Annotated in this window: 19 protein-coding genes; 2 read left to right on the plus strand and 17 right to left on the minus strand. The window is 63.1% G+C overall.

Annotated elements, in window-relative coordinates; translation table 11 throughout:
• Positions 1 to 222 precede the first annotated feature (222 nt).
• The 12 genes from K728_RS0107310 to K728_RS0107365 all read right to left on the minus strand — a co-directional run bounded on the left by K728_RS0107310 (position 223) and on the right by K728_RS0107365 (position 12,371).
• Entirely contained in the window at positions 223 to 474 is a 252-nt protein-coding gene (locus tag K728_RS0107310) for a hypothetical protein (RefSeq protein ID WP_019484097.1), read from the minus strand.
• A gap of 86 nt (positions 475 to 560) precedes the next feature.
• Positions 561 to 1,436, minus strand: coding sequence for an HpcH/HpaI aldolase/citrate lyase family protein (locus K728_RS0107315; RefSeq protein ID WP_019484096.1), 876 nt, complete (start codon positions 1,434 to 1,436; stop codon positions 561 to 563).
• Positions 1,433 to 2,620, minus strand: a complete 1,188-nt coding sequence (locus K728_RS0107320) for a CaiB/BaiF CoA transferase family protein (RefSeq protein ID WP_019484095.1) — start codon at positions 2,618 to 2,620, stop codon at positions 1,433 to 1,435. The genes K728_RS0107315 and K728_RS0107320 overlap by 4 nt, the downstream gene beginning before the upstream one ends.
• Positions 2,617 to 4,320 (minus strand): SUMF1/EgtB/PvdO family nonheme iron enzyme, encoded by a 1,704-nt coding sequence (locus K728_RS0107325; protein ID WP_237742106.1) that lies wholly within the window; start codon positions 4,318 to 4,320, stop codon positions 2,617 to 2,619. The genes K728_RS0107320 and K728_RS0107325 overlap by 4 nt, the downstream gene beginning before the upstream one ends.
• Positions 4,214 to 5,308 (minus strand): PfkB family carbohydrate kinase, encoded by a 1,095-nt coding sequence (locus K728_RS20525; RefSeq protein ID WP_237742107.1) that lies wholly within the window; start codon positions 5,306 to 5,308, stop codon positions 4,214 to 4,216. Before K728_RS20525 ends, K728_RS0107325 begins: the two co-directional genes overlap by 107 nt.
• Positions 5,227 to 5,511: a PfkB family carbohydrate kinase gene (locus K728_RS23155; RefSeq protein ID WP_024476319.1), complete on the minus strand. Its 285-nt coding sequence runs from the start codon at positions 5,509 to 5,511 to the stop codon at positions 5,227 to 5,229. The genes K728_RS20525 and K728_RS23155 overlap by 82 nt, the downstream gene beginning before the upstream one ends.
• Entirely contained in the window at positions 5,508 to 6,875 is a 1,368-nt protein-coding gene (locus tag K728_RS0107340) for an ADP-ribosylglycohydrolase family protein (RefSeq protein ID WP_019484092.1), read from the minus strand. The genes K728_RS23155 and K728_RS0107340 overlap by 4 nt, the downstream gene beginning before the upstream one ends.
• Positions 6,872 to 8,041, minus strand: coding sequence for an ADP-ribosylglycohydrolase family protein (locus K728_RS0107345; protein ID WP_019484091.1), 1,170 nt, complete (start codon positions 8,039 to 8,041; stop codon positions 6,872 to 6,874). Before K728_RS0107345 ends, K728_RS0107340 begins: the two co-directional genes overlap by 4 nt.
• 71 nt (positions 8,042 to 8,112) lie before the next feature.
• Positions 8,113 to 9,408 carry an ABC transporter substrate-binding protein gene (locus K728_RS0107350; protein ID WP_019484090.1) on the minus strand — a complete coding sequence of 432 codons (1,296 nt, stop codon included), beginning with the start codon at positions 9,406 to 9,408 and terminating at the stop codon, positions 8,113 to 8,115.
• A 52-nt stretch (positions 9,409 to 9,460) separates the two neighbouring features.
• Complete coding sequence (locus K728_RS0107355) at positions 9,461 to 10,300, minus strand: carbohydrate ABC transporter permease (RefSeq protein ID WP_019484089.1); 840 nt, start codon at positions 10,298 to 10,300, stop codon at positions 9,461 to 9,463.
• Positions 10,297 to 11,250 (minus strand): carbohydrate ABC transporter permease, encoded by a 954-nt coding sequence (locus tag K728_RS0107360; protein ID WP_024476320.1) that lies wholly within the window; start codon positions 11,248 to 11,250, stop codon positions 10,297 to 10,299. The genes K728_RS0107355 and K728_RS0107360 overlap by 4 nt, the downstream gene beginning before the upstream one ends.
• Positions 11,247 to 12,371: a LacI family DNA-binding transcriptional regulator gene (locus tag K728_RS0107365; protein WP_116777969.1), complete on the minus strand. Its 1,125-nt coding sequence runs from the start codon at positions 12,369 to 12,371 to the stop codon at positions 11,247 to 11,249. The genes K728_RS0107360 and K728_RS0107365 overlap by 4 nt, the downstream gene beginning before the upstream one ends.
• 209 nt (positions 12,372 to 12,580) lie before the next feature.
• On the opposite strand from K728_RS0107365, the gene K728_RS0107370 reads away from it, so the two are divergent.
• The gene (locus K728_RS0107370) at positions 12,581 to 13,147 is read left to right on the plus strand and encodes a DM13 domain-containing protein (protein WP_019484086.1); all 567 of its coding nucleotides are present in this window, start codon (positions 12,581 to 12,583) and stop codon (positions 13,145 to 13,147) included.
• Between the two features lie 360 nt (positions 13,148 to 13,507).
• Positions 13,508 to 13,873 carry a hypothetical protein gene (locus tag K728_RS20100; protein ID WP_019484085.1) on the plus strand — a complete coding sequence of 122 codons (366 nt, stop codon included), beginning with the start codon at positions 13,508 to 13,510 and terminating at the stop codon, positions 13,871 to 13,873.
• A gap of 294 nt (positions 13,874 to 14,167) precedes the next feature.
• Here K728_RS20100 and K728_RS0107380 read toward each other — a convergent pair whose 3' ends face one another.
• From K728_RS0107380 to K728_RS0107400, 5 genes are all read right to left on the minus strand, one after another.
• A complete protein-coding gene (locus tag K728_RS0107380) occupies positions 14,168 to 15,043 on the minus strand; it encodes a potassium channel family protein (protein ID WP_019484084.1) in 876 nt (291 codons plus the stop codon).
• Between the two features lie 245 nt (positions 15,044 to 15,288).
• The gene (locus K728_RS0107385) at positions 15,289 to 17,433 is read right to left on the minus strand and encodes a heavy metal translocating P-type ATPase (RefSeq protein ID WP_019484083.1); all 2,145 of its coding nucleotides are present in this window, start codon (positions 17,431 to 17,433) and stop codon (positions 15,289 to 15,291) included.
• A 49-nt stretch (positions 17,434 to 17,482) separates the two neighbouring features.
• Positions 17,483 to 17,806 (minus strand): heavy-metal-associated domain-containing protein, encoded by a 324-nt coding sequence (locus tag K728_RS22355; RefSeq protein ID WP_024476321.1) that lies wholly within the window; start codon positions 17,804 to 17,806, stop codon positions 17,483 to 17,485.
• A gap of 273 nt (positions 17,807 to 18,079) precedes the next feature.
• Positions 18,080 to 18,676 (minus strand): DUF305 domain-containing protein, encoded by a 597-nt coding sequence (locus K728_RS0107395; protein ID WP_116777970.1) that lies wholly within the window; start codon positions 18,674 to 18,676, stop codon positions 18,080 to 18,082.
• A gap of 36 nt (positions 18,677 to 18,712) precedes the next feature.
• Positions 18,713 to 19,123 (minus strand): four-helix bundle copper-binding protein, encoded by a 411-nt coding sequence (locus K728_RS0107400; RefSeq protein ID WP_024476322.1) that lies wholly within the window; start codon positions 19,121 to 19,123, stop codon positions 18,713 to 18,715.
• Between the last annotated feature and the right edge of the window lie 91 nt (positions 19,124 to 19,214).

The raw sequence follows: 19,214 nt of genomic DNA on the forward strand, positions 1-19,214 counted from the left end.
GAGCCGCCGTCGTTCCTGTTTTCGATGCCGCAGGAACACGAACGCCGCGTAGCAGCCGAGGCCTAGAAAGTAGACGGCAGCGATCGCTCGCCACCACGTAAAGGGGTCCCAGGCTGCAAATAGGGCCGCCGAGAAGAAGAACGAAACGATGTATAACGGGTGTGGTGCGTCCTTGGCCATGCTGTCACCTTTCGGGCGATGTGCGTGGAACCAAGCACACTATCAGGCGCTCCTACCGCAGGGGCAGGGAAGGCCTTCGTCGTTGCTGGCTGCCTCGATCCAGTCGATGACCTCATCTGGGTAATAGCCGTCCGAGGCCTGACCTTCATCGGTCGGTCCAGTCTCAGAGGGGATCGGCCCTCCCGCCTGCCGGATCTCTTCAATAATGTGCGCGGGCACCCTGTCACCGTTGTTCGCGATCAGCCAGTCTCGCGTCGAGGGCAGCAGCTTCGACCACCACTGTGCGTTTTCCATATCGGAAGTGTGGCAGTTCCACCGCTGCAAGCAAAGAGTGCCTGTCCAGCACCCGCCCCATCAGCGTTAGACCGGTCCGGTCAAAATCACTCATGCGGTCGATTTTGGGGATCCGACTCGCTCCCGGCGAGGGCGATTATCCGCTCGGCGGCACGCACCATTGCGACGTCAAGGAAAGTGCCATCCTGCAGCACGAAGGCTCCGGTCCCGTCAGCGGCGGCGTCGCGCACGCGATCCACGATGTTTTTTGCTCGAGCCACCTCCGAGGCATCCGGGGTGAAGACGCGGCGGATGACGTCAAGCTGCCGTGGATGCACCGCGGTGCGTCCAGAAAAGCCGAGGGCGCGCCCTGCGCGGCAACTAGCCTCCAGTCCGTCGACGTCGACGACATCGGCGTAGACGGCCATCAGAGGCGAGGGGAGGCCTGCTGCGGCTGCCGCATTCACGACGCGACTGCGTGACCAGGCAAGCCCCGCTTCTCCGGCGGGGCCGGCGGGAACCCCGAGCGCGGCACGCAGGTCCGCCTCACCGGTTGCAATAGTGGAAACTCCTGAGCCGGCGATCTCGAACGCCCGCTCGATCGACAGCGCAGTCTCGAGAAGTGCATGCACCTGGCGCCCAGGCATTGCTGTGCGGAGGGCGGTGATGTCCTCCGCCGTCTGCGTCTTCGGTAACCGCACCCCGAATGCCAGCGGAAGCGCGTCGACCGCGCTAAGGTCGGCTTCGTGCGCCGAAGATCCGACAGCATTCAGCCGCACCTGCACGGCGGGGGCCTGATCGCCGCAGGCCTCCCAATGCGCCGCGAATTCTGTCAGCGCCGCACGGGCACCCGCCTTGCGCGATGCGGTGACGGCGTCTTCGAGGTCGACAATGACCGCATCCGCTCCCGCGCGCAGCGCCTTGCCGAACCGTTCGGGCCTGTCGGCCGGCGCGTAGAGCGCGACAATGATTGGTTGGCTCATCGGATGCTTCCGTCCTCGCGCAGCGCCGTGAGTTCGCTGGCGGTGTAACCCAGCTCGGTCAGCACAGCCTCCGTATCGGCGCCATGAGCCCTCCCTGTAAATGCAATCGTCGCTTCATCTCGAGACATCCGAAACAGCGGTCCCTGCATGGCCATATCGCCGAGGTCGGCGTCGTTGATGCGGTGGATCGTTCCGAGAGCGTTGAACTGCGGATCGGCGACGATCTCGGAGGGGTCATAGATAGGAGCCACCGCGGCTTCGGCGGCCTCGAACGCAGCGATGACTTCGTCTCGCGAGTGTCGGGCGATCCACGAGCCGACGGCGTCGTCGAGAAGGTCGGCGTGCTCGGCACGGGTCGCACCGGTGGCGAACCACGCCTCGTCGGCCAGTTCGGGCCGGCCGACGAGAGCTACGACGCGCTCCGCGATTGACTGCGCACTCGTCGACACAGCAACCCAGGACCCGTCCTTGGTGCGATACGCGTTGCGCGGCGCGTTGTTGACGGAACGGTTTCCCGTACGCGGTTGCACGGTTCCCAATTGATCCCAACGCGTGATCTGCGGGCCAAGCATCGCGAGGATCGGTTCGATGATCGCGACGTCGACCTCCTGGCCTTTCCCGTCGCGGTCACGGGCGTGCAGAGCGACCATGACCGCATAGGCGGTCGCAAGGGAAGCGACGCCATCCGCGAGCCCAAACGGCGGAAGTGTCGGCGGCCCGTCCGGTTCCCCGGTGGACGACGCGAACCCACTCATCGCCTCAGCGAGGGTCCCGAACCCCGGCCGATCCTTGTACGGACCGATCTGCCCGAACCCGGTGACACGGGCCAGGACAAGCCCCGGATTGTCCGCAGACAGCGTGGCGTAGTCCAGCCCCCAGCGCTCAAGCGTGCCGGGGCGGAAGTTTTCGATCACGACGTCCGCGGTCTGGGCGAGACGCAAAAATGCGTCGCGCCCGCCCTCCGTGTGCAGATCGATCGCCACAGTGCGCTTGTTGCGGCCGAGGGTCTTCCACCACAGGTTCTGCCCATCCTTGCTTGGTCCATGACCGCGCGCCGGATCAGGCCGGTTCGGATGCTCGACCTTGACGACATCGGCACCCATATCCCCCAGGTGCATCGCTGCCATCGGACCGGCAAAGAGCGTGGAGGCATCCACGACCCGCAGGCCGTTCAGGGGACTCATCGGGTTTCCTCCTGGCCTGTGATCCGGCCGTCGGCTATCTGATCAGTGCAGATACGGAAACCGATGGAGTCGGAAGCATCCTGACCAAGCCCGGCCAGCAGAAGTTTCGCGCTGAACTCCGGATGTTGGAGACCGCCGTCGAAGTACCAGTCCGAGCCCTCGCTGCGGTGGGCGCTCCCACCCTTGAGCATGACGAAGCGGGTACGGCCATCGGAGTGCTCGGACTCGGTCCAGTTCCACACTGCAGGAGTCCGGCGGAGAAAGCCCGCCCGTGTCGCAGCCAGCTGCCACTCGTCCTCGGAGGGGAGACGCCCGCCAACCCAGGCCGCGTATTCGCGGGCGCGGGACAACGTCACATTGGTCACGGGACGTTCGGGGTCGCGAGCGTCTGTGTACTCGCCGATCGCATCGAGGAAGCTGGCATATTCGGCCTCACTCACCTCAGCCACCGCGACCTGAACCGGATGCGCGACGACGACGGAGCGTTCCAGCGTGCGAGGGTCATGGAGCCGCGGGGGGAGAGGCTTCCACTCGTCGACGTAGGGTGCCCCGTTGTACATTCCGGTCTCACGCATCCGGAACCGGACGGTCAGCGTATGCTCGCCAGCCGGTACCGTGACAGTGGGCACGGATACCGGTGTAACCGGACCATCCCAGCGAGGTGCGCTGACGCGACGTGCGGTGCGGTGCCGGAAGGACGCATCACGCTTCCCGGTTTCGCCGCTGAGAGCAGAGCGGACAGTGTCGATTGCTGTGGGGACCACGGTCTCGGTACCGACCTGCACCGCAGCGGCGATTCCGTTCGCGGGCACGGTGATCAGGTCGGCTGTGTCGCCGGGGTGCAGCGCCAACCAGCCGCGGCTAGCCACATGGTACTCGGCGTCCGCGTCCGACGTGTTCGCCAGGAGCAGCAGGGTGACACCATCGAGCTCGAAGGTTGACCCGACAATCGGGCCGTCGACAACCGTCAGCGGCGTCCACTCGCCGTCGATGAGCCAGCGATGGAACCCCCGCTGGACAGGAAGCATGCGGCGCAAGGTCGAGGCATCCCGGTCATTCCAGCCGACCCACGCCCCGAAAACGACCTCCCAGACCATGATTCCGACCCCGTTGAGCCAGGCCGATCGGAGCTCCTCGGCGTGGTCCCGGTGCCACCGACGAATGTGGTGCTGCATGTGGCGGCGCTCAAACCATCGCGCGCGAAGGACGCCCGGAGTCTCGGAGTCGGCGAACCATTGGGCCCAGGACAGCGTGTGGTCGGCGATTCGCTCGGTCGCGAGCTTCGACTCACCCTCAAGGCCGATGCCGGGGCGCGCTGCATCCAGGGCCGCGACAAGCGCTGGGTCCGCCTTCTTCAGCGTGTCGAGGAAGACGCCGTCCGCCCCCAGGCGGCGTACTGCGTCTGCGAGCTCGTCCGCGTCGTCGCCAGCTCGGCGCGTTCCCGTGTCCCAGGGGTTGTAGTCCAGGAACACGGCGACCCCCGCGGCGCGCAGGACCGCTGCTGCTTCGGCAAGACCGGGCACATTGTAGAAGTCCCATTGGTTGCGGTCATCGATGCCGATCACGGGATACGCGTGCCACAAGACCAGGCCATCAAGGCCACCGAACCGCTCGCGGCCGTCGGCCAGGAAACGCTCGGGCGTGAACCGCTGCGACTCGAAGTCGAAGAACAATTCGTCCCACAGCCAGACCTGCGCCACGGTGAAGCACCGGCTCGCCCAAGCTGAGGCGTCGTCGTCGTACCGGGTGGGCTCGCCGTGTCGCTCCCGCGCTCCGTCTCGCCACGCAGTGAGCTGGGTTCTCCACTGAGTCAGATTGTCTGGATCGGCCGGGGCCGCGAATATCTTCGCGTCGTCGAGCGCAATTGCTGCGTCTCCACTCAACAGGTCCGTATCCAGCGGCACCCGACTGGGCAGATCCAGTTCGCGGGGATGCAATGGGTCGAAACCGCCGCTCATGCGTTGGTCCTTTCGATGAAGGCTGACACTTCGCTCGCCGTCGGTACCGCGTCCTGAGCTCCGGATCGGGCAACGGCAAGCGCTGCGGCAGCCGCTCCGCCGNGCCGCGAGCGGCTTGCAGGAGCAGGGGGATGTCCACGGTCCCCGGTGAACGGCCAGAGGCGTCGAGGGTCGCTGCGAACACTCCACAGAAGGTGTCGCCAGCACCGGTCGTGTCGATGGGGTCAGCGGCGAATGCGGGCACGTCCGCGCGTTCGTCCCCGCAGACAACGAGCGAGCCGTGTCGGCCGAGCGTCACAACGAGTGCGCGCACCCGCGACGCGAGTGCCGTGACAGCGGTGTCGAGGTCATCTACTCCGGCGGCGTCGAGGGCCTCGTGCTCGTTCACGATCAGCACGTCGACCGACAGCAGCAGTGCAGCACCGTCGGTGACGAACGGTGCTGATGGTGCTGCATTGAGAAGGTGCCAGGCCTGGTTGTTACGGGCGGCCGCAGCATCCAGCACCAGCGCAGTCGGAACTTCCAGCTGCGTCAACACGACGTTTGCGGCGTTCACGAGGTCGCGTTGCGCCGTGGTGAGGGAAGTAGGCACAGCATTTGCACCGGGCACGACGACGATGGTGTTCTCTGCTGCCGCGTCGACTGAAATCAGTGCCGTACCGCTGGGCCCGTCGACCTGTGACAGGCCGGAGACGTCAATATCGTCTGCGAGGAGGGCCTCTCGGAGCATCTCTCCGTCAGGGTCCGTGCCGACGGCGCCGACGAAAGCGACGGATGCGCCGCCCGCGCGGCGGGNGCTACCGCCTGGTTGGCACCCTTACCGCCGCCGGTGCGCACCAGTGTTGATGCGAGGACGGTCTCCCCCGGCCGGGGGATCCGGTTGACGCGCGCGACGATGTCCTGGTTGATGCTGCCGACGATGACGACACTCATGATGTTCCCTTCGACAACTGGTAGGTACGCTCAGCGAGCTGACGAATGGATCGCTCCGCATCACCGGGGAGAGAGGTAGCTATGCGGTCCTTGAGCGGCGCGGTCCAGGCCTCACCTATTGCATCGGCCCCGATCAGCCCGCCGACGACTGAACCGACGGTCGCGCCGACCGAGTCGGTGTCCCATCCGCCTGCGACGGCGAGCGAGATGGCGGCACCGAAGTCGTCGCCGTAGGCCTGGATGGCGCACGCCGTGAGCGCGGCGTTGTTGAGGGTGTGCACCCAGTGCATGCCCTTGAACTCCGTATGGAGTGCATTGAGTGCCGCATCGACGGTCAGCGAACCGTTGGCGAGGGCGCGGCCGGTCTTCCGGCCGACATGCACCGCGGCGGCGAGACGCGATGCTGGTGGCACAACCGTATCGGCAGCATCCAGCACGTGATCGGCCGAGGCCTCGGTGAGCGATGCGGAACACAGCGCAGCGGCCCACATCTCGCCGTAGATACCGTTGCGGGAATGGCTGAGCCGCGCGTCGGTCCAAGCCGATGCAGCGGCGGCGCGCACATCTCCGGGATGCACCCAGCCGTGCACGTCGGCCCGGATGAGAGCACCAATCCATTCCCGAAACGGATTGTGATGCCGTGCGGTGTCCGGCACAGTCCGAGCGTCGAGGAGGTTCCGGTAAGCCGCGCGTTCGGCGGTGAAGACCCTGCCTGCGGGCAGTGCCGCCAGCCACGCCCCCGCGATGTGCTCGGTCGTCAGGTTCTGGCCGTGAGCCTCAACCAGATCAAGCATAAGGATGGGGAAGTTCAGGTCGTCGTCTTCGGGCATCCCGTCGATGTTCTCCACGAGCGATGTCGGCGCGGAGCGGCGGTTCCATGGCCAGCGCTCCGCGATATTTCCGGGGAGCCCCACTGCGGTGAAATAGGTCTGGATCGGCCAGTTCCCGGTTGCTCGTGCGATCTCCTCAATGCCTTCGCGGGGGATCTTCTCCACGGGCTTACCCAGCAGGCATCCCGCCGAGCGGCCCAGCCACGCTCCGTGCACCCGCGCGGACGCCACGGACGCGCTCGGGACCGGCACGACCGGCGGGAGTAGCGCGACGATATCGACCCATTCGTCCGGTTCTTTGGCACTCGGCGCCTGCAGGGTCTGCAGCTCATCGAGCACCGTCCGGGCAAAGGCTCGCACCTCTGGTGGAGCGGCTTCGTTACTTGCCCCCGATGGCGCAAGTCGAGTCGACCCCCCGGCCTTCGCCCATCGCTGCTCGATCGGAGCGATGTCGTTCTCCGCGACACCCTGTTCCCGAAGAGCGACGAGCTCAGCCGCGACTAGGTCCTCCGGCTGCGCCCAGGTCAGTCTCACGCCGCGTTGTCCGGGCCGAGCAAGGATTCCAACGCCGCAGCCCGCTGTGCGGCGCGGTCGGCATCTGCCCGCGCGACATCGCGCACCACTTCCGTCATCGAAGCCACCACTCCGTCGAGATCCAGGCGGCTGGCGGTGGTGACATCCGCGACCCAGTCGGTGGGCACGGCGCCGATGCCGTGGAGGCCACCGCAGATAGCGCCGGCCATCGTCGCAATTGAGTCGGAGTCACGGCCGTAGTTGACGGCGTCGAGCACCGCTGCACGAAGGTCGCCGTCTCGGGCGACAACGAAACCGAGAGCGACGGGCAGCTCTTCGATTGACTTGGTACGCGAAGGTAGACGTGCATCCATCGCCGGAGCACGGTACTGGTCGCCCACCGTGTCGAATGGCGCAACAGCGGCACGCACAATCCGTGCGAGGTCGCGCGGATCATCCGATCCTCCGTCTGCAATGAAGGCGTCTACCGCATCAAACACGGCGCGGATCGCTGCGGCGGTTCCGTCGTGAGCGACAGACAGCACAGCTTCCCTCACCTCGGCGACGGTCGCACCGGGGGCCGCGGATGCTGCCACAGCTGCTGCGAACACACCTGCGGCCTCGCGTCCGTAAGATGACTGGTGCGCTCCGGCGATGTCGATGGCCTCCGCGTAAGCGCTGCGCGGGTCGCCAATGTGCACGAGCCCGACGGGAGCCATGTACATGGTGGCGCCACAGTTGACGATGTTGCCAACGCCCGCCTCGCGGGGGTCGGCGTGGCCGTAGTGCAGTTTCGCAACGATCCACTTCTCGGCGAGAAAGACGCGCTGCAGGATGAGGGCCTGATCCTCGAGCTCGGGAACCCATCGACGCTCACCGATCATCAGCGGTACCAGATCGCCCGCGACGTCGTAGGCGTCGAGGTGACGGCGCCGTTTGGCGTACACCTCTACGAGTGCGTGGGTCATGAGGGTGTCGTCAGTGATATGCCCATCACCCTTGTGGTACGGCGCGATCGGTCGCGCGGTCCTCCAGTCGGCGAGGAAGGGACCAACGATGCCCTCGACCCGGCCGCCGTGTCGCTCCTCGATCTGTTCGGGGGTCCAGCCCTCCGTCGCACCACCCAGCGCGTCTCCCACGGCAGCGCCCGCGAGTACCCCGGCCACTCGATCCTGTAACACGTTCATTCTCTCTCCTTGATTGCCTCTGATAGCGACGACGTGGCGGGGGTGAACCGGTGGCTCACCCCCGCGCATCATCAGTCGGCGATGTCAGTCCAGCCGTCGGTCAGCTGGGTGGCCAGCTCTTCGCGGGTGATCTGGTCGGCCAGGTACTGCTGGAAGGCGGGCGTGGCGATGGTGTCCTTCCACTCCGTGTACTTCTCCACCTTGAGGAACGGGGGTCCCTCGAGGCCGTCTCCGGATGCCAGCACCTGGGTCCAGGCGGGGTTGTCCGCTGCCAGCGTTTCAACCTCGGCCCGGGCCGAGTCGGACGACGGGATGAGCGCATCGGCGTAGGCAATCTGAGCCAGGTTCTCGCCGCTTGTGAAGAAGTTGAGGAACTCGGCCGACTCCTCCACATACTCCGAATCGATATTCACCGAATAGGTCTGCGGATTCGCGGCCTGGATGGCACCGGCTGAACCCTCAAGCGGAGGCAACGCGACCCAGTTAAGACCCTCCGGGGCGTCGTTGGCGATGTTCGTGGCCTGGAACGAGCCCTGCACGGTCATCGCCACCTTGCCGCCGTAGAACGACGCCAGCACCTCCGATCCGGACTGCGTTAGCGACGTGGGCTCGACTGATTCGTCGGTGTAGGTCATCTCATGGATGAGCTCCGGTACAGCGAGCTCGGCGTCACCGACCTCGATAGATGCATCGGTGCCTTCGCCCTCGAAGTAGCCGCCGTCGAAGCCGAGCGAGAGACTCATCATCGTCGCCGTCGGCGATCCAAGACCCCATCCGAGGCCGTAGTTGCCGCCCGTGGTCGTCGCTTGGGCGATCTCCCGCAGTTCCTCCCACGTCATGGTGTCGCCGCTGGGCATCTCCACACCCGCGGCCTCGAGAAGGTCGGCGTTGGCGAAGACCATGTATGACTGCAGTGTCGACGGGTACGCGATAATCTCGCCGTCCTGGGTAACGGAATCCCAGATGCCCTCTGAGATGTCGGCCTTCAGATCGTCGTCGATGTGGTCGGTCAGATCGGCAAGGTAGCCGTCGGACGCGAAGGAGACTATGGAGCTCGCCTCGTAGTGAATGATGTCTGGCGCCGTTCCGCCGGTGAACTGGGTGATGAGCTTGTCGAATGTCCCGTCCCATCCGGCCTGGACGATCTCGACCTGAACATCTTCATTCTCCCCGTTCCACTCGTCGACGATCGACTTCACGGCGTCCTGAGTAGCGGGCTGGTCGGACAGCGACTGGAACTGGAGTGTGACTGCGCCACCTTCGTCCCCGTCCGATCCATTGCTTGCACTGCCCTGCTGGCAACCGCTCAGGGCGAGAGCGGCTACGCCCGCGAACGCGACGACGCCTATGCCTCGGATTTTTTTCATGATGCTCGCCTTTCTAGTTGTGATGCGCTTGGTGATTCTCTAATGGGCAGGTTCAGCCTTTGACTGCACCGGCGAGCATTCCGCCGGTCAGCTTCTTCTGCAGGATGGTGAAAATGATGAGCGACGGAATCGTCGCGAGGATCGCCCCGGCGGCCAGTGGGCCTAGCTGCGTCTGTCCTTCGGCGCCCAGGAACGAACGCAGGGCGATTGGAAGCGTATAGAGCTCCGGACTCTGCAATAGGACGAGCGCGAGGAAAAACTCGTTCCAGGCCGAGACGAAGGTGAACATGGCCGTCGCAACAAGTCCCGGTGCCAGCAGCGGGAGGATGATCGTCCGCAGGATCGTGATGCGGGAGGCCCCATCCATTTCACCGGCTTCCTCAAGTTCGACCGGGATCGCCGCCACATAGCCCTGCAGCATCCACAGGGTGAAGGGCAAGGTGAAGGTGACATACACCAGGATCAGACCTAGCAAAGTGTCGTTGAGGCCGATCGAACGCAGCACCAGAAACAACGGGATGATGATGAGGATCGATGGGAATACCTGGCTGGTAAGGATCCAGATTGTGCCAGCGGCGCGCAGCCGCCCCTTGAGGCGAGCGAGGGCGTAAGCCATCGGCATCGACAGCAGCACCGTGATTATCATCGTTGCAAGCGACACCATCAAGGAGTTGCCAGCCGCTGGCAATAGGTTCTGGCGCTCCAAAGCGGAACCGTAATTGCTGAAGTCCCATACGGCCGGCAAGAGGTTGACGGCGAGCGAGTTCAGTTCCGCCGACGACTTGAACGAGGCGGACAGCAGCCACAGCAGCGGGAAGCCGAGAAAGAGGAGAAACGCCGTCAAGGCGGTGTACATCAGCACGGTCGCGTACCAGGGACGCTTGAAATTCATGAGCGTGCTCCCTTCGTCTGGCGGAACTGATTGACGAGGTAAAGCGACAGGATCAGCATGATCGCGATCACGAGTACGTCGCCCATCGCCGAGGCGTATCCGATTTCACGGTTACGGAAGGCTTCCAGATAGGTGAACAGTGGTGGAATCATCGTGCGACCTCCGGGACCGCCCTCGGTGAGGACATAGATGAGGCCAAAGGAGTTGAACTGCCAGATAAAGTCGAGGGCTGTCACCGCAAAAATGATGGGGCGAAGGGAGGGGAGGGTGATGTGCCAAAACCGGCGGAACGCGCCGGCGCCGTCGACCGCCGCAGCCTCATGCTGCTCGGATGAGACCGACTGCATCCCCGCCAGCAGCAGCACGGTTGTTTGCGGGATGCCCGCCCAGACACCAACGACGATCACTGCGGGCAACGCCGTCGAGAAGTCACCGAGCCAGTTGACGCCCGGGATGCCGACCGATTCGAGCACTCCGTTGAGTGGACCCGAATTGGGGTTGTAGATCATCCGCCACACGATCGCAATGACCACCGGCGGCATCGCCCAAGGGATCAGGGCCAGCACCCTGGTGAGACCCTTCAGGCGCAAATCGCTGTTTAGCAGGAGGGCCAGACCCATCGCGCAGATGAGGGTGAGGAGCGCGACCGACCCTGCCCAGACAATGCCGATTCCAAACGATCCCCAGAAGCGGTGATCGCCGAGGAGTTCGATGAAGTTTCCGAAACCGATGAAGTTAATCTCGGCATTCCGCCTCAGCGTGGCATCGGTGAAGCCGAGAGCTACACCGCTCACCAGCGGGATGACGGAGAAAATGATGATTGGAAGGAGCGCCGGAACCACCAGGCCGATGGCTTCTCGACGTTGCGCGCGAGCGCGGTAACCGACCCGGTTCACTGCGCGCGGTGTCTTCTTCACCTCGCGCGGGGCCTTTGTGGCGCTAGTGCTCATCGGGCGGCCCTCTCGTCGTTGAAATCAATGGCTTCGGTGCGGTGGCTGGGAGGTGATGCGGCGGGGTCCTGACTGCGCGCGAGGGATGATCCGCGGACGACCAGCGAAGGTGCGACGGTAACTGTATGTGCTGGACGATTCGGTTCCACGATCCGCGCGAGCAGCAACTGCGCCGCGACGCGACCACGTTCTTCTGCGCCGAGGTCGACGCTGGTGAGACCTGGGCGAATAACTCCTGCTAGTTCGGTGTTGTCGACGCCGGTGATCGCAATATCGCCGGGGACGGTCAGCCCGAGGTCTGTAGCTGCTTGGATTGAGCCGATGCCGATCAGGTCATTCGCCGCGACGATAGCGTCAGGACGCGGGCGTTCCTGTAGGACCTGGAGCGCTGCGGCGTAGCCCGCCGCGATAGTGAAGTCGTCCGCGCCGACGCTGCGCGCCGAGATGGCCGGGTGCGCAGCGACCGCAGCAGCAAACCCATCGCGTCGGAGGGCGCCCGGGGTGGTGTCGCTGGGACCGTTCACGAACACGACATCCCCCCGACCCTCCTCGACGAGGTGGTCTACGAGAAGGCGCATAGCTGTGATCGAATCGGCGCGCACGGTGTCCAATTTGGCGCTGTCAGGCAACCGTCCGAGGACGACGACCGGCGTCGGTGTTTTTGCGAGTGCTGCGAGGAGTTCATCCGTGACGCGTAGTGGCGAGAGGATCATGCCGTCGACATATCCTCTGCCGAGGTCCCGCACCACGTCGACGGATGAGGAGGACGTGCCCGTCGATGACAGCACCAGCCGGTAGCCGGAAGCGGAGACGACGCGTTCGATCGCGGTCATCATCTCGACGTAGACGGGGTTGCCGATGTCGGCGACAGCGTAGGCGAGCTGGTTCGTGCGACCCAGCTTCAGCGACTGCGCCGTCGCGTCGGCAACATACCCGAGTTCTTCGGCGGCTTGCTGCACCTTGGCTATGGTCTTGGCGCTCGCGATTTGACCGTTCAACGCCCGTGAAGCAGACGCAACGGACACACCGGCATGTACGGCAACCTGCGTGATAGTGACCCGGACCAACGCTCTCCCTCGAGTGTTGTAAACGTTTACAGTGAATGCACGAGATAATTCCATTGACGCGCGCTGGTGTCAAGAAAAGCGCCCTTGGACGTCCGGATAGTGTTTACTGATTCCCCTCGAGGCCGTGCGTGAGACCACCCGAATCGACTGGTTTCTGCCAAGTGCCACGATCGATGCCCCAGCTGGCCAGTCCTGAACACCAAGACCGTGGCCATGCCCGGTTCTAACCGGAACTTGGGCATCGACACGATCGTTGGAAAGGCATGAACAGACGCATTGTTGTTCCGATTGTGGTCCTGTTGGCCTTCGCGGTTGTTGCCGTCGGGTTGTATCTGTTCCAGCCGTGGCGGATATTCACAAGTTCAACCGTGACCGAGGACATTCCTTCCGTTACGGAGACTTTCACCTCTGCGCCCGCCCAATCCGGGCAGCCATCGGTTGAGCCCTCCCAGCCATCGGTTGAGCCCTCCCCGATCGCTCCTCGTGAACTTCTTACGGGTGACCTGATCAGTCACGAACATGCCAGCACCGGTACCGCGAAGATCATTGAACTCGCCGACGGGAGCCAGATCCTGAGGTTCGAAGGCCTGGACACCTCCGACGGCCCGGACCTTCGGGTGTGGCTTACCGACGCCCCCGTAATCGAGGGAGTTGACGGGTGGCATGTCTTTGACGACGGTGCCTACCTTGACCTGGGTGCTCTCAAAGCCAACAAAGGCAACCACAACTACGCCATCCCGTCCGGGGTAGATCTGGCCGCCTATAGCTCGGTCAGTATCTGGTGCGAACGCTTCGCTGTCTCCTTCGCCGCCGCCGAATTGAGGGGATAAGTTTCGTCCTGGGCCAAGGACAGGCGGGGCGGCCGCGTCGTTGACCGCGCGTGGCATTCCTCCGGCACAGCTACTGGGATGAAGATCCTTGAAAGTGGAGCTTAGGGGAATTGAACCGCTGACCTTTTTTCAGGGGACGGCCTATTTCTATGCCTGCCAAAACCTCGCATTGTGCCAAAAATCCGCGGAATCTAGACGGTTTTGTCGATTTGCAAAAACCATGACATGTCACCGTATTTCATCGTTTCCGTGTGGTAAACGTGTGGTGAATATCGTCCTCGCCGATGTACCTTCCAAACGGCCACGGCCGAGACCGACACCCCAGTCTGCCTCCTGAGAGGCCTTGACCCGTGGGTCAAGATGGACCATCCCAACACGCTCGCGGCACTCGAAAGACTGGCCCCCACGATGGCGGGGATGACCGAGGTACTGCAAGTACTTACAGCCGGGTCCATTAGTGCCGGGAACCGGGCTGTAACGACACTTCTTGCCAAGGTGATTAGGCAGCAGCTGCTCGATGACGGTTCCGAGGCGTTGGGCATCTCATTCGCGTCTAAAACGCTTTTCGGCCGTTGCTGGGCATATTGGGACCGCCGCTTCGATAACGGGTTGCCTCCTGGGTCCAACGATCTGCGCCAGCTGTCATCCGAGAACCTAGGCCCTGATCCGGACTTCGCCCATGTCGCAGCGCACTACGATCTTCCACTAGTGGGCCGCCACACCTAGCACCCTGCGCTAAGGAACCGCTTGTTGAAGGTCCGTCACCGCCCATCCAGACATGCAAAGCCAGGATCCCGACGACGAGGGCGATGAGTCCTAAGAAGGTCACGCCAGCGCGCGGCAAGGCACAGAACGTCCATGCCTTTTCCCTGCTGCTCATCACCGCTGCCTTTCGTCCATCGATTCCAATGACCGATTACTAGGTTCCCTCACCCACGCCTGAGCAGGCCGCCGGCGCCCGCGAAATCTGTCGTCTTCTGGACTGAGGTTCCTCGTATATTCACCGAATCGATTGGGGCTTTAGGTGCGGGGGCGCTGTCCGTGTTCGGTAGCGTACGCGTCGAAGATCTCTTCGAGGTTGTTCCCGGTGTGCAGGAAACTCTCCTTGAGTTCAGCCCCGAGCTGGTCAAGCGCCAGAGACAGTCGCAGGGCGCTCAGCCGCACCACTGCCTCCTGCCGCTCCAAAGCCGCATCACGCAGACGTAGCACATACGGTAGTTGACGGGACAGGGCGAGTTCGGGGCTCTGCTCTTGGAAGTAGAATCCCTCGGTGTGATGCATGTAGTCCAGACGGACCTTCACTACCTCAGCAGTGAGGGAGTCCAGGACCCGGGAGACGGTGGCTGCGTCCATCTCCCTGATCGCCTCGGCGTAACCCGTATCAGCCAGGCCTTTAATCTCCAGTGCCAAAGCTCGACGTCGGGACAGCGGCGGATAGATCTGAATGAACCAGGTCAAGGCTGCGGTAAGTAGGGCGAAGCCGGTCAACGCCTCCAGAGGAGAGGCCACTCGGATCCATGTATCAGTAGCCACGACATCCCCGTAGCCCAAGGTGGACAGAGTAACGAAGGATACGTAGAGCGCTTCGTTAAAGTCAGGGTAAGACGCCTGGTCCACACCCGGTGAGTACATGAACCCGTCCGGAATATGGGGGTAGTAAATCAGAGCCCAGCCGACACTTTGGAGCATCACCCACAACAGAATCACGGCGACCATCGCCACCGGACCCACGACCGAGCCCAGACGGTGCCCCATCAGCTTCGAAAGACGCCACGCCCCGGAGAGCACCAACCCACTGAGGCGTCCCTGGCCGCTGGGATGCAGCAAGGTATGGAACATGTCCATCAGCCCAAACAGGATGATCGCGACCCCCACCACCGTCAGCACTACACCCATTCCAAGGTTCCTCTCTCAATGATCACTGATACTTCACTCATTCACTCGCTATTGCGGCCCGCCAAAACCCATCAGACTGCCGTTGAACCGCCCCGGCCTACTTAGCGGAAAAGATGCCAATAGTGACGCGGGCGGAGCCTAGAAGGATAGCGGGTGGCAGCGCGCCCGCGGGACAGGAACACTCTCACCTCCTGCTTCGCCACGCGCTGGCCAGTGGCCCGACGCGTTACCCGCTTCCAGGGTGTCTAGGTGCTGATGCGTTCTGGCTTGAGGTCGATCCTGCGCAGTAACTGTGCATTCAAAGCGACCACGATGGTTGAAACACTCATCAGCACTGCTCCGGCCGCGGGCGAGAGAACGAAACCGGCGAAGGCCAGCACGCCGGCGGCCAGCGGCACAGCGATCAGGTTGTATCCGGTGGCCCAGACGAGGTTCTGGATCATCTTCCGATAACTGGCTCTGGATAGGTCGATCATCGCCAGGACTGATCGTGGATCGTTGCCCGCCAGGACTACGCCGGCGGATTCCATTGCGACGTCGGTCCCAGCACCGATGGCGATGCCGACCTCAGCACGGGCCAGCGCGGGGGCGTCATTCACGCCGTCGCCGACCATCGCCACTTTCAGTCCGCGGTTCTGCAGTTCGGCGACCTTGGAGTCCTTGTCCTGAGGCAACACGTCAGCGAAGATTTCATCAATGCCGAGCTCGGTCCCGACGGCGTCCGCGACCTGGCGTGCGTCCCCGGTGATCATCGCAACTTTCACGCCCCGGTCTTGCAGCGCTTTCACAGCTGCCCGGGACTCATCCCTGACCCGGTCCTCGAGTCGCACGGCACCAATGACAGCTCCGTCGCGAACCACATGCAGTACAGAGGCGCCGCGACCGACCCATTCCTGAATGGTGACCATCATGTCCGAGGGGGTCTCCAAACCAAGTTCCTTGAGCATGTTCGGCCCGCCAACGGTGATCTCGGACCCGTTGACCGTCGCCCGGACACCGCGCCCGGTCATGGATGAAAACCCGCTGCCTCGGTAGCCGAACGCCGTCGATTCCTGATTATGCTCGGCAGCCTGAACGATGGCCCGAGCGACCGGATGCTCGCTGTCGGACTCCGCGGCTGACGCTAGAGCCAATAGCTCCCCCTCAGTCATTTCTCCGGAGGTGACGGTAGCAGTAACTGCGTGTTGGCCTTCGGTGAGGGTTCCGGTCTTGTCGAACAGGACGACGTCGACGGTGCGCATGCGCTCCAGGGCCATCCTGTTCTTGATCAGAACCCCGGACTTCGCCGCGCGTTCGGTCGAAATGGCGATCACGAGTGGGATGGCCAGCCCGAGGGCGTGCGGGCAGGCGATGACCAGCACCGTGACGGTACGGATCACCGCATCATCGGGGCTTCCCAGCAGAAACCAGGCGATGAACGTGATGATGCCAGCGCCTAGAGCGAAGTAAAACAGCAGTGCTGCCGCCCTGTCGGCCAGCGCTTGGGCCTTCGACGAGGATGCCTGCGCCTCAGCGACCAGACGCTGGATTCCTGCCAGGGTGGTGTCCGATCCGACGGCTGTCACCTTAACCCGCACCGCGTTGTCAGTTGCTACCGTCCCGGCCACCACTGTCTCACCAACTGTCCGTTGGACGGTGCGGGATTCACCGGTGATCATCGCCTCATCGAACTCGGCTGTCCCGTCGACGATCTCACCGTCTGCTGGTACCCGGGCCCCCGACCGGACCAGGACGACATCTCCAGTGGCCAGCGAGCTCACCGGGACGGTTTCAATTCCCGCGTCGGTGACTTTGTCTGCCTCATCCGGTAGGAGCGCGGCCAACGCGTCAAGGGCACCGGCGGCGGAGCCGAGGGCACGCATTTCCATCCAATGCCCCAACAGCATGATGACGACCAGCAGAGCGAGTTCCCACCAGAAGTCGAGGTTGAAATCTCCAATCCCGAGGGTCGTGATCCAGGACGCGATGAACGCGACGCTGATGGCCATCGCGATCAGCAACATCATGCCCGGTTGCCGGGATTTGAGCTCCGTTACTCCGCCTTTGAGGAACGGAGCGCCGCCGTAGAAGAAAATGATGGTGCCCAGGACTGGTGAGATCCACATGGCACCGGGGAAGTCCGGTGGCGTGTAGCCGACGATCGTGGCGAACATGTGGCTGAACAGCACCACGGGAACGGCAAGGATCAGGCTCAACCAGAACTTGTTTTTGAACATTGCGGTGGAGTGTCCCGCATGCTCGCCGTGGGAGTGCACCTCATGGTCCGCATCCGCCGCGGGCGTTTGGTGACCGTGGTCTTCGTGTTGGTCGGCATCCAGCGCGGAGGTCGGTTCCGTCGTGGGCATGGCCTGGCCGTGCGTCTCGTCGTTCGCGGGGGTCTGGCGTTTCATGGTGGTTTCCTTCAGTCAAACGGGATCGTGTCCCGGACCCGAGAAAAGATCAGGCGTTAGAAAGCTGGTACCCGGCGTGCTCGACTGCGGAGCGTACTGCTGCCGCGGGAACAGTCTGGTTGCTGAGGACGGTGACCGTGGAGGTCCCGCCGGACACGAGATCAATCTGGACATCGGTGACGTCATCGATCGCGCCGACTGCAGAGGTCACCCGGGACGCGCACGAACCGCAGGTCAACCCGGCGACACCGAAACTCGCGCTGATGTTGCCAGTTGCAGGAGCGGTCTTAGTTTTGCTGTCCTGCGGGGCGCAGCAGGCGCATCCGGAAGATGATGTATCAGTCAGAGTTAGATCCGGAGAAGTGCCGCACATGATGGGTCTCCAAAATACGAGGAATGGTTATTCGAGAATCAGCGGGTGCAGTCACCCCGGGGTCATCCACGCTGGCTGCAGTCGCAGTGAGGGACCTTCAAGGAGTAAGCGGTCCATTTGTGGGCTCGGACTTCCCGCTCGGTTACCACAAAGTATACCCCCTAGGGGTATATGTCAAAATCAGTTTTTACCGCATCGTTACTCACCGCGACCGGGGTGAGTAGACAGGGGCGCCCTCACTTCAGAGAGCGCCCCAACTTCTTGTGTTCCTTGTCAGTCGGATGCGTATCGATCGAGGATCGATTGCATTTGGCTGATTTCCTCCCGCTGGGTCTCCACAATCGCGTCACACAGTTCCACTATTTCCGGATCCGTGATGTTCGACTCCTGGCAGACCAGGATGGCGCGGGAGTGGTGCGGAATCATTGACTTCAGGAATTCTTCGTTGCCGACGAAGGTTTCCGTCCGCCCCAGGGAGAAAGCGCCCACGAAGAGCACGGCGAATCCGACCAGCATGGCGATGTTCGCCTTTTTGTTCTTGAACATCGACCACATGCCCACGACCATGACGATTGCCATCGCCCCAACCATTAACAACGCCATCCAGAAGTTGCTTAGGTTGAAGTAGAAGTGATCGATGGACCGGACCATCGACATTGATAGCACCCACATCAGTCCGAGACTGATCAGGAGGATGACGCCAAACTTTAGATACATCTTGCCTGAACCGCCGCCCTTGGAGTGGTCCTGGCCGTCCCGGGCATTGTCTTTAGCGGAAGATGTTTCCTGTTGGCCGGGTTCGGTTTGCTGATGCTCGCACCCGGAGTCTCTTACTGGGTGACTACCTGGCGTGTTTTCTGCTGAATTCATCAAGTGCTCCTTGGATCGCCGTTAGGGAAAAGGTGTCTAACCGAGCGAAGACAACAATTCCTCGCACGCCTTCTCACAGCGCCGGCAGGCCTCAGCACAGACCCGACAGTGATCGTGCATCTCGGCGTGCTGTTCACACTCGTCCGCGCAGGCTCTGCATGCCGTACGGCAGGCCTCGAGCACGGCTCGGGTAAGTTCCGCGTCGTACCCGGTGCGACGGGTCAGGACAGCGCCGGTGGCCGCACAAATATCGGCACAGTCCAGGTTGGTGCGGATGCACTTCGTTAGATCGGCGACCATGTCCTCGCTCAGGCAGGCATCCGCGCACGCGGTGCAGGTCTGGGCACATTCGAAGCAAGCCTCGATGCATTCAGCGAGCTTTTCCTTATCCACTCCCCCGAGGTCCTTGGGGAAGGTATCTAGCATTGACCTCACGTGATGTGTCATTGGTTTCTCCTCAGTCAGGGTGCAGCTGAGCTACGTCAGCTGCTGGTCATTTTGTTGTTGTCGAACGGGGCGCCGATGGGCGACCGGGAGC

The organism is Arthrobacter sp. CAL618 (assembly GCF_000468215.1).
In the GTDB taxonomy this organism is placed as follows: Bacteria; Actinomycetota; Actinomycetes; order Actinomycetales; family Micrococcaceae; genus Arthrobacter_D.

Bases quoted from the DNA above. Each gene is read 5' to 3' on its own strand.
- K728_RS0107310 (WP_019484097.1), bottom strand. From the start codon at position 474: ATGGAAAACGCACAGTGGTGGTCGAAGCTGCTGCCCTCGACGCGAGAC.
- K728_RS0107315 (WP_019484096.1), bottom strand. From the start codon at position 1,436: ATGAGCCAACCAATCATTGTCGCGCTCTACGCGCCGGCCGACAGGCCC.
- K728_RS0107320 (WP_019484095.1), bottom strand. From the start codon at position 2,620: ATGAGTCCCCTGAACGGCCTGCGGGTCGTGGATGCCTCCACGCTCTTT.
- K728_RS0107345 (WP_019484091.1), bottom strand. From the start codon at position 8,041: ATGAACGTGTTACAGGATCGAGTGGCCGGGGTACTCGCGGGCGCTGCC.
- K728_RS0107350 (WP_019484090.1), bottom strand. From the start codon at position 9,408: ATGAAAAAAATCCGAGGCATAGGCGTCGTCGCGTTCGCGGGCGTAGCC.
- K728_RS0107355 (WP_019484089.1), bottom strand. From the start codon at position 10,300: ATGAATTTCAAGCGTCCCTGGTACGCGACCGTGCTGATGTACACCGCC.
- K728_RS0107360 (WP_024476320.1), bottom strand. From the start codon at position 11,250: ATGAGCACTAGCGCCACAAAGGCCCCGCGCGAGGTGAAGAAGACACCG.
- K728_RS0107365 (WP_116777969.1), bottom strand. From the start codon at position 12,371: ATGGAATTATCTCGTGCATTCACTGTAAACGTTTACAACACTCGAGGG.
- K728_RS0107370 (WP_019484086.1), top strand. From the start codon at position 12,581: ATGAACAGACGCATTGTTGTTCCGATTGTGGTCCTGTTGGCCTTCGCG.
- K728_RS20100 (WP_019484085.1), top strand. From the start codon at position 13,508: ATGGACCATCCCAACACGCTCGCGGCACTCGAAAGACTGGCCCCCACG.
- K728_RS0107380 (WP_019484084.1), bottom strand. From the start codon at position 15,043: ATGGGTGTAGTGCTGACGGTGGTGGGGGTCGCGATCATCCTGTTTGGG.
- K728_RS0107385 (WP_019484083.1), bottom strand. From the start codon at position 17,433: ATGAAACGCCAGACCCCCGCGAACGACGAGACGCACGGCCAGGCCATG.
- K728_RS22355 (WP_024476321.1), bottom strand. From the start codon at position 17,806: ATGTGCGGCACTTCTCCGGATCTAACTCTGACTGATACATCATCTTCC.
- K728_RS0107395 (WP_116777970.1), bottom strand. From the start codon at position 18,676: ATGAATTCAGCAGAAAACACGCCAGGTAGTCACCCAGTAAGAGACTCC.
- K728_RS0107400 (WP_024476322.1), bottom strand. From the start codon at position 19,123: ATGACACATCACGTGAGGTCAATGCTAGATACCTTCCCCAAGGACCTC.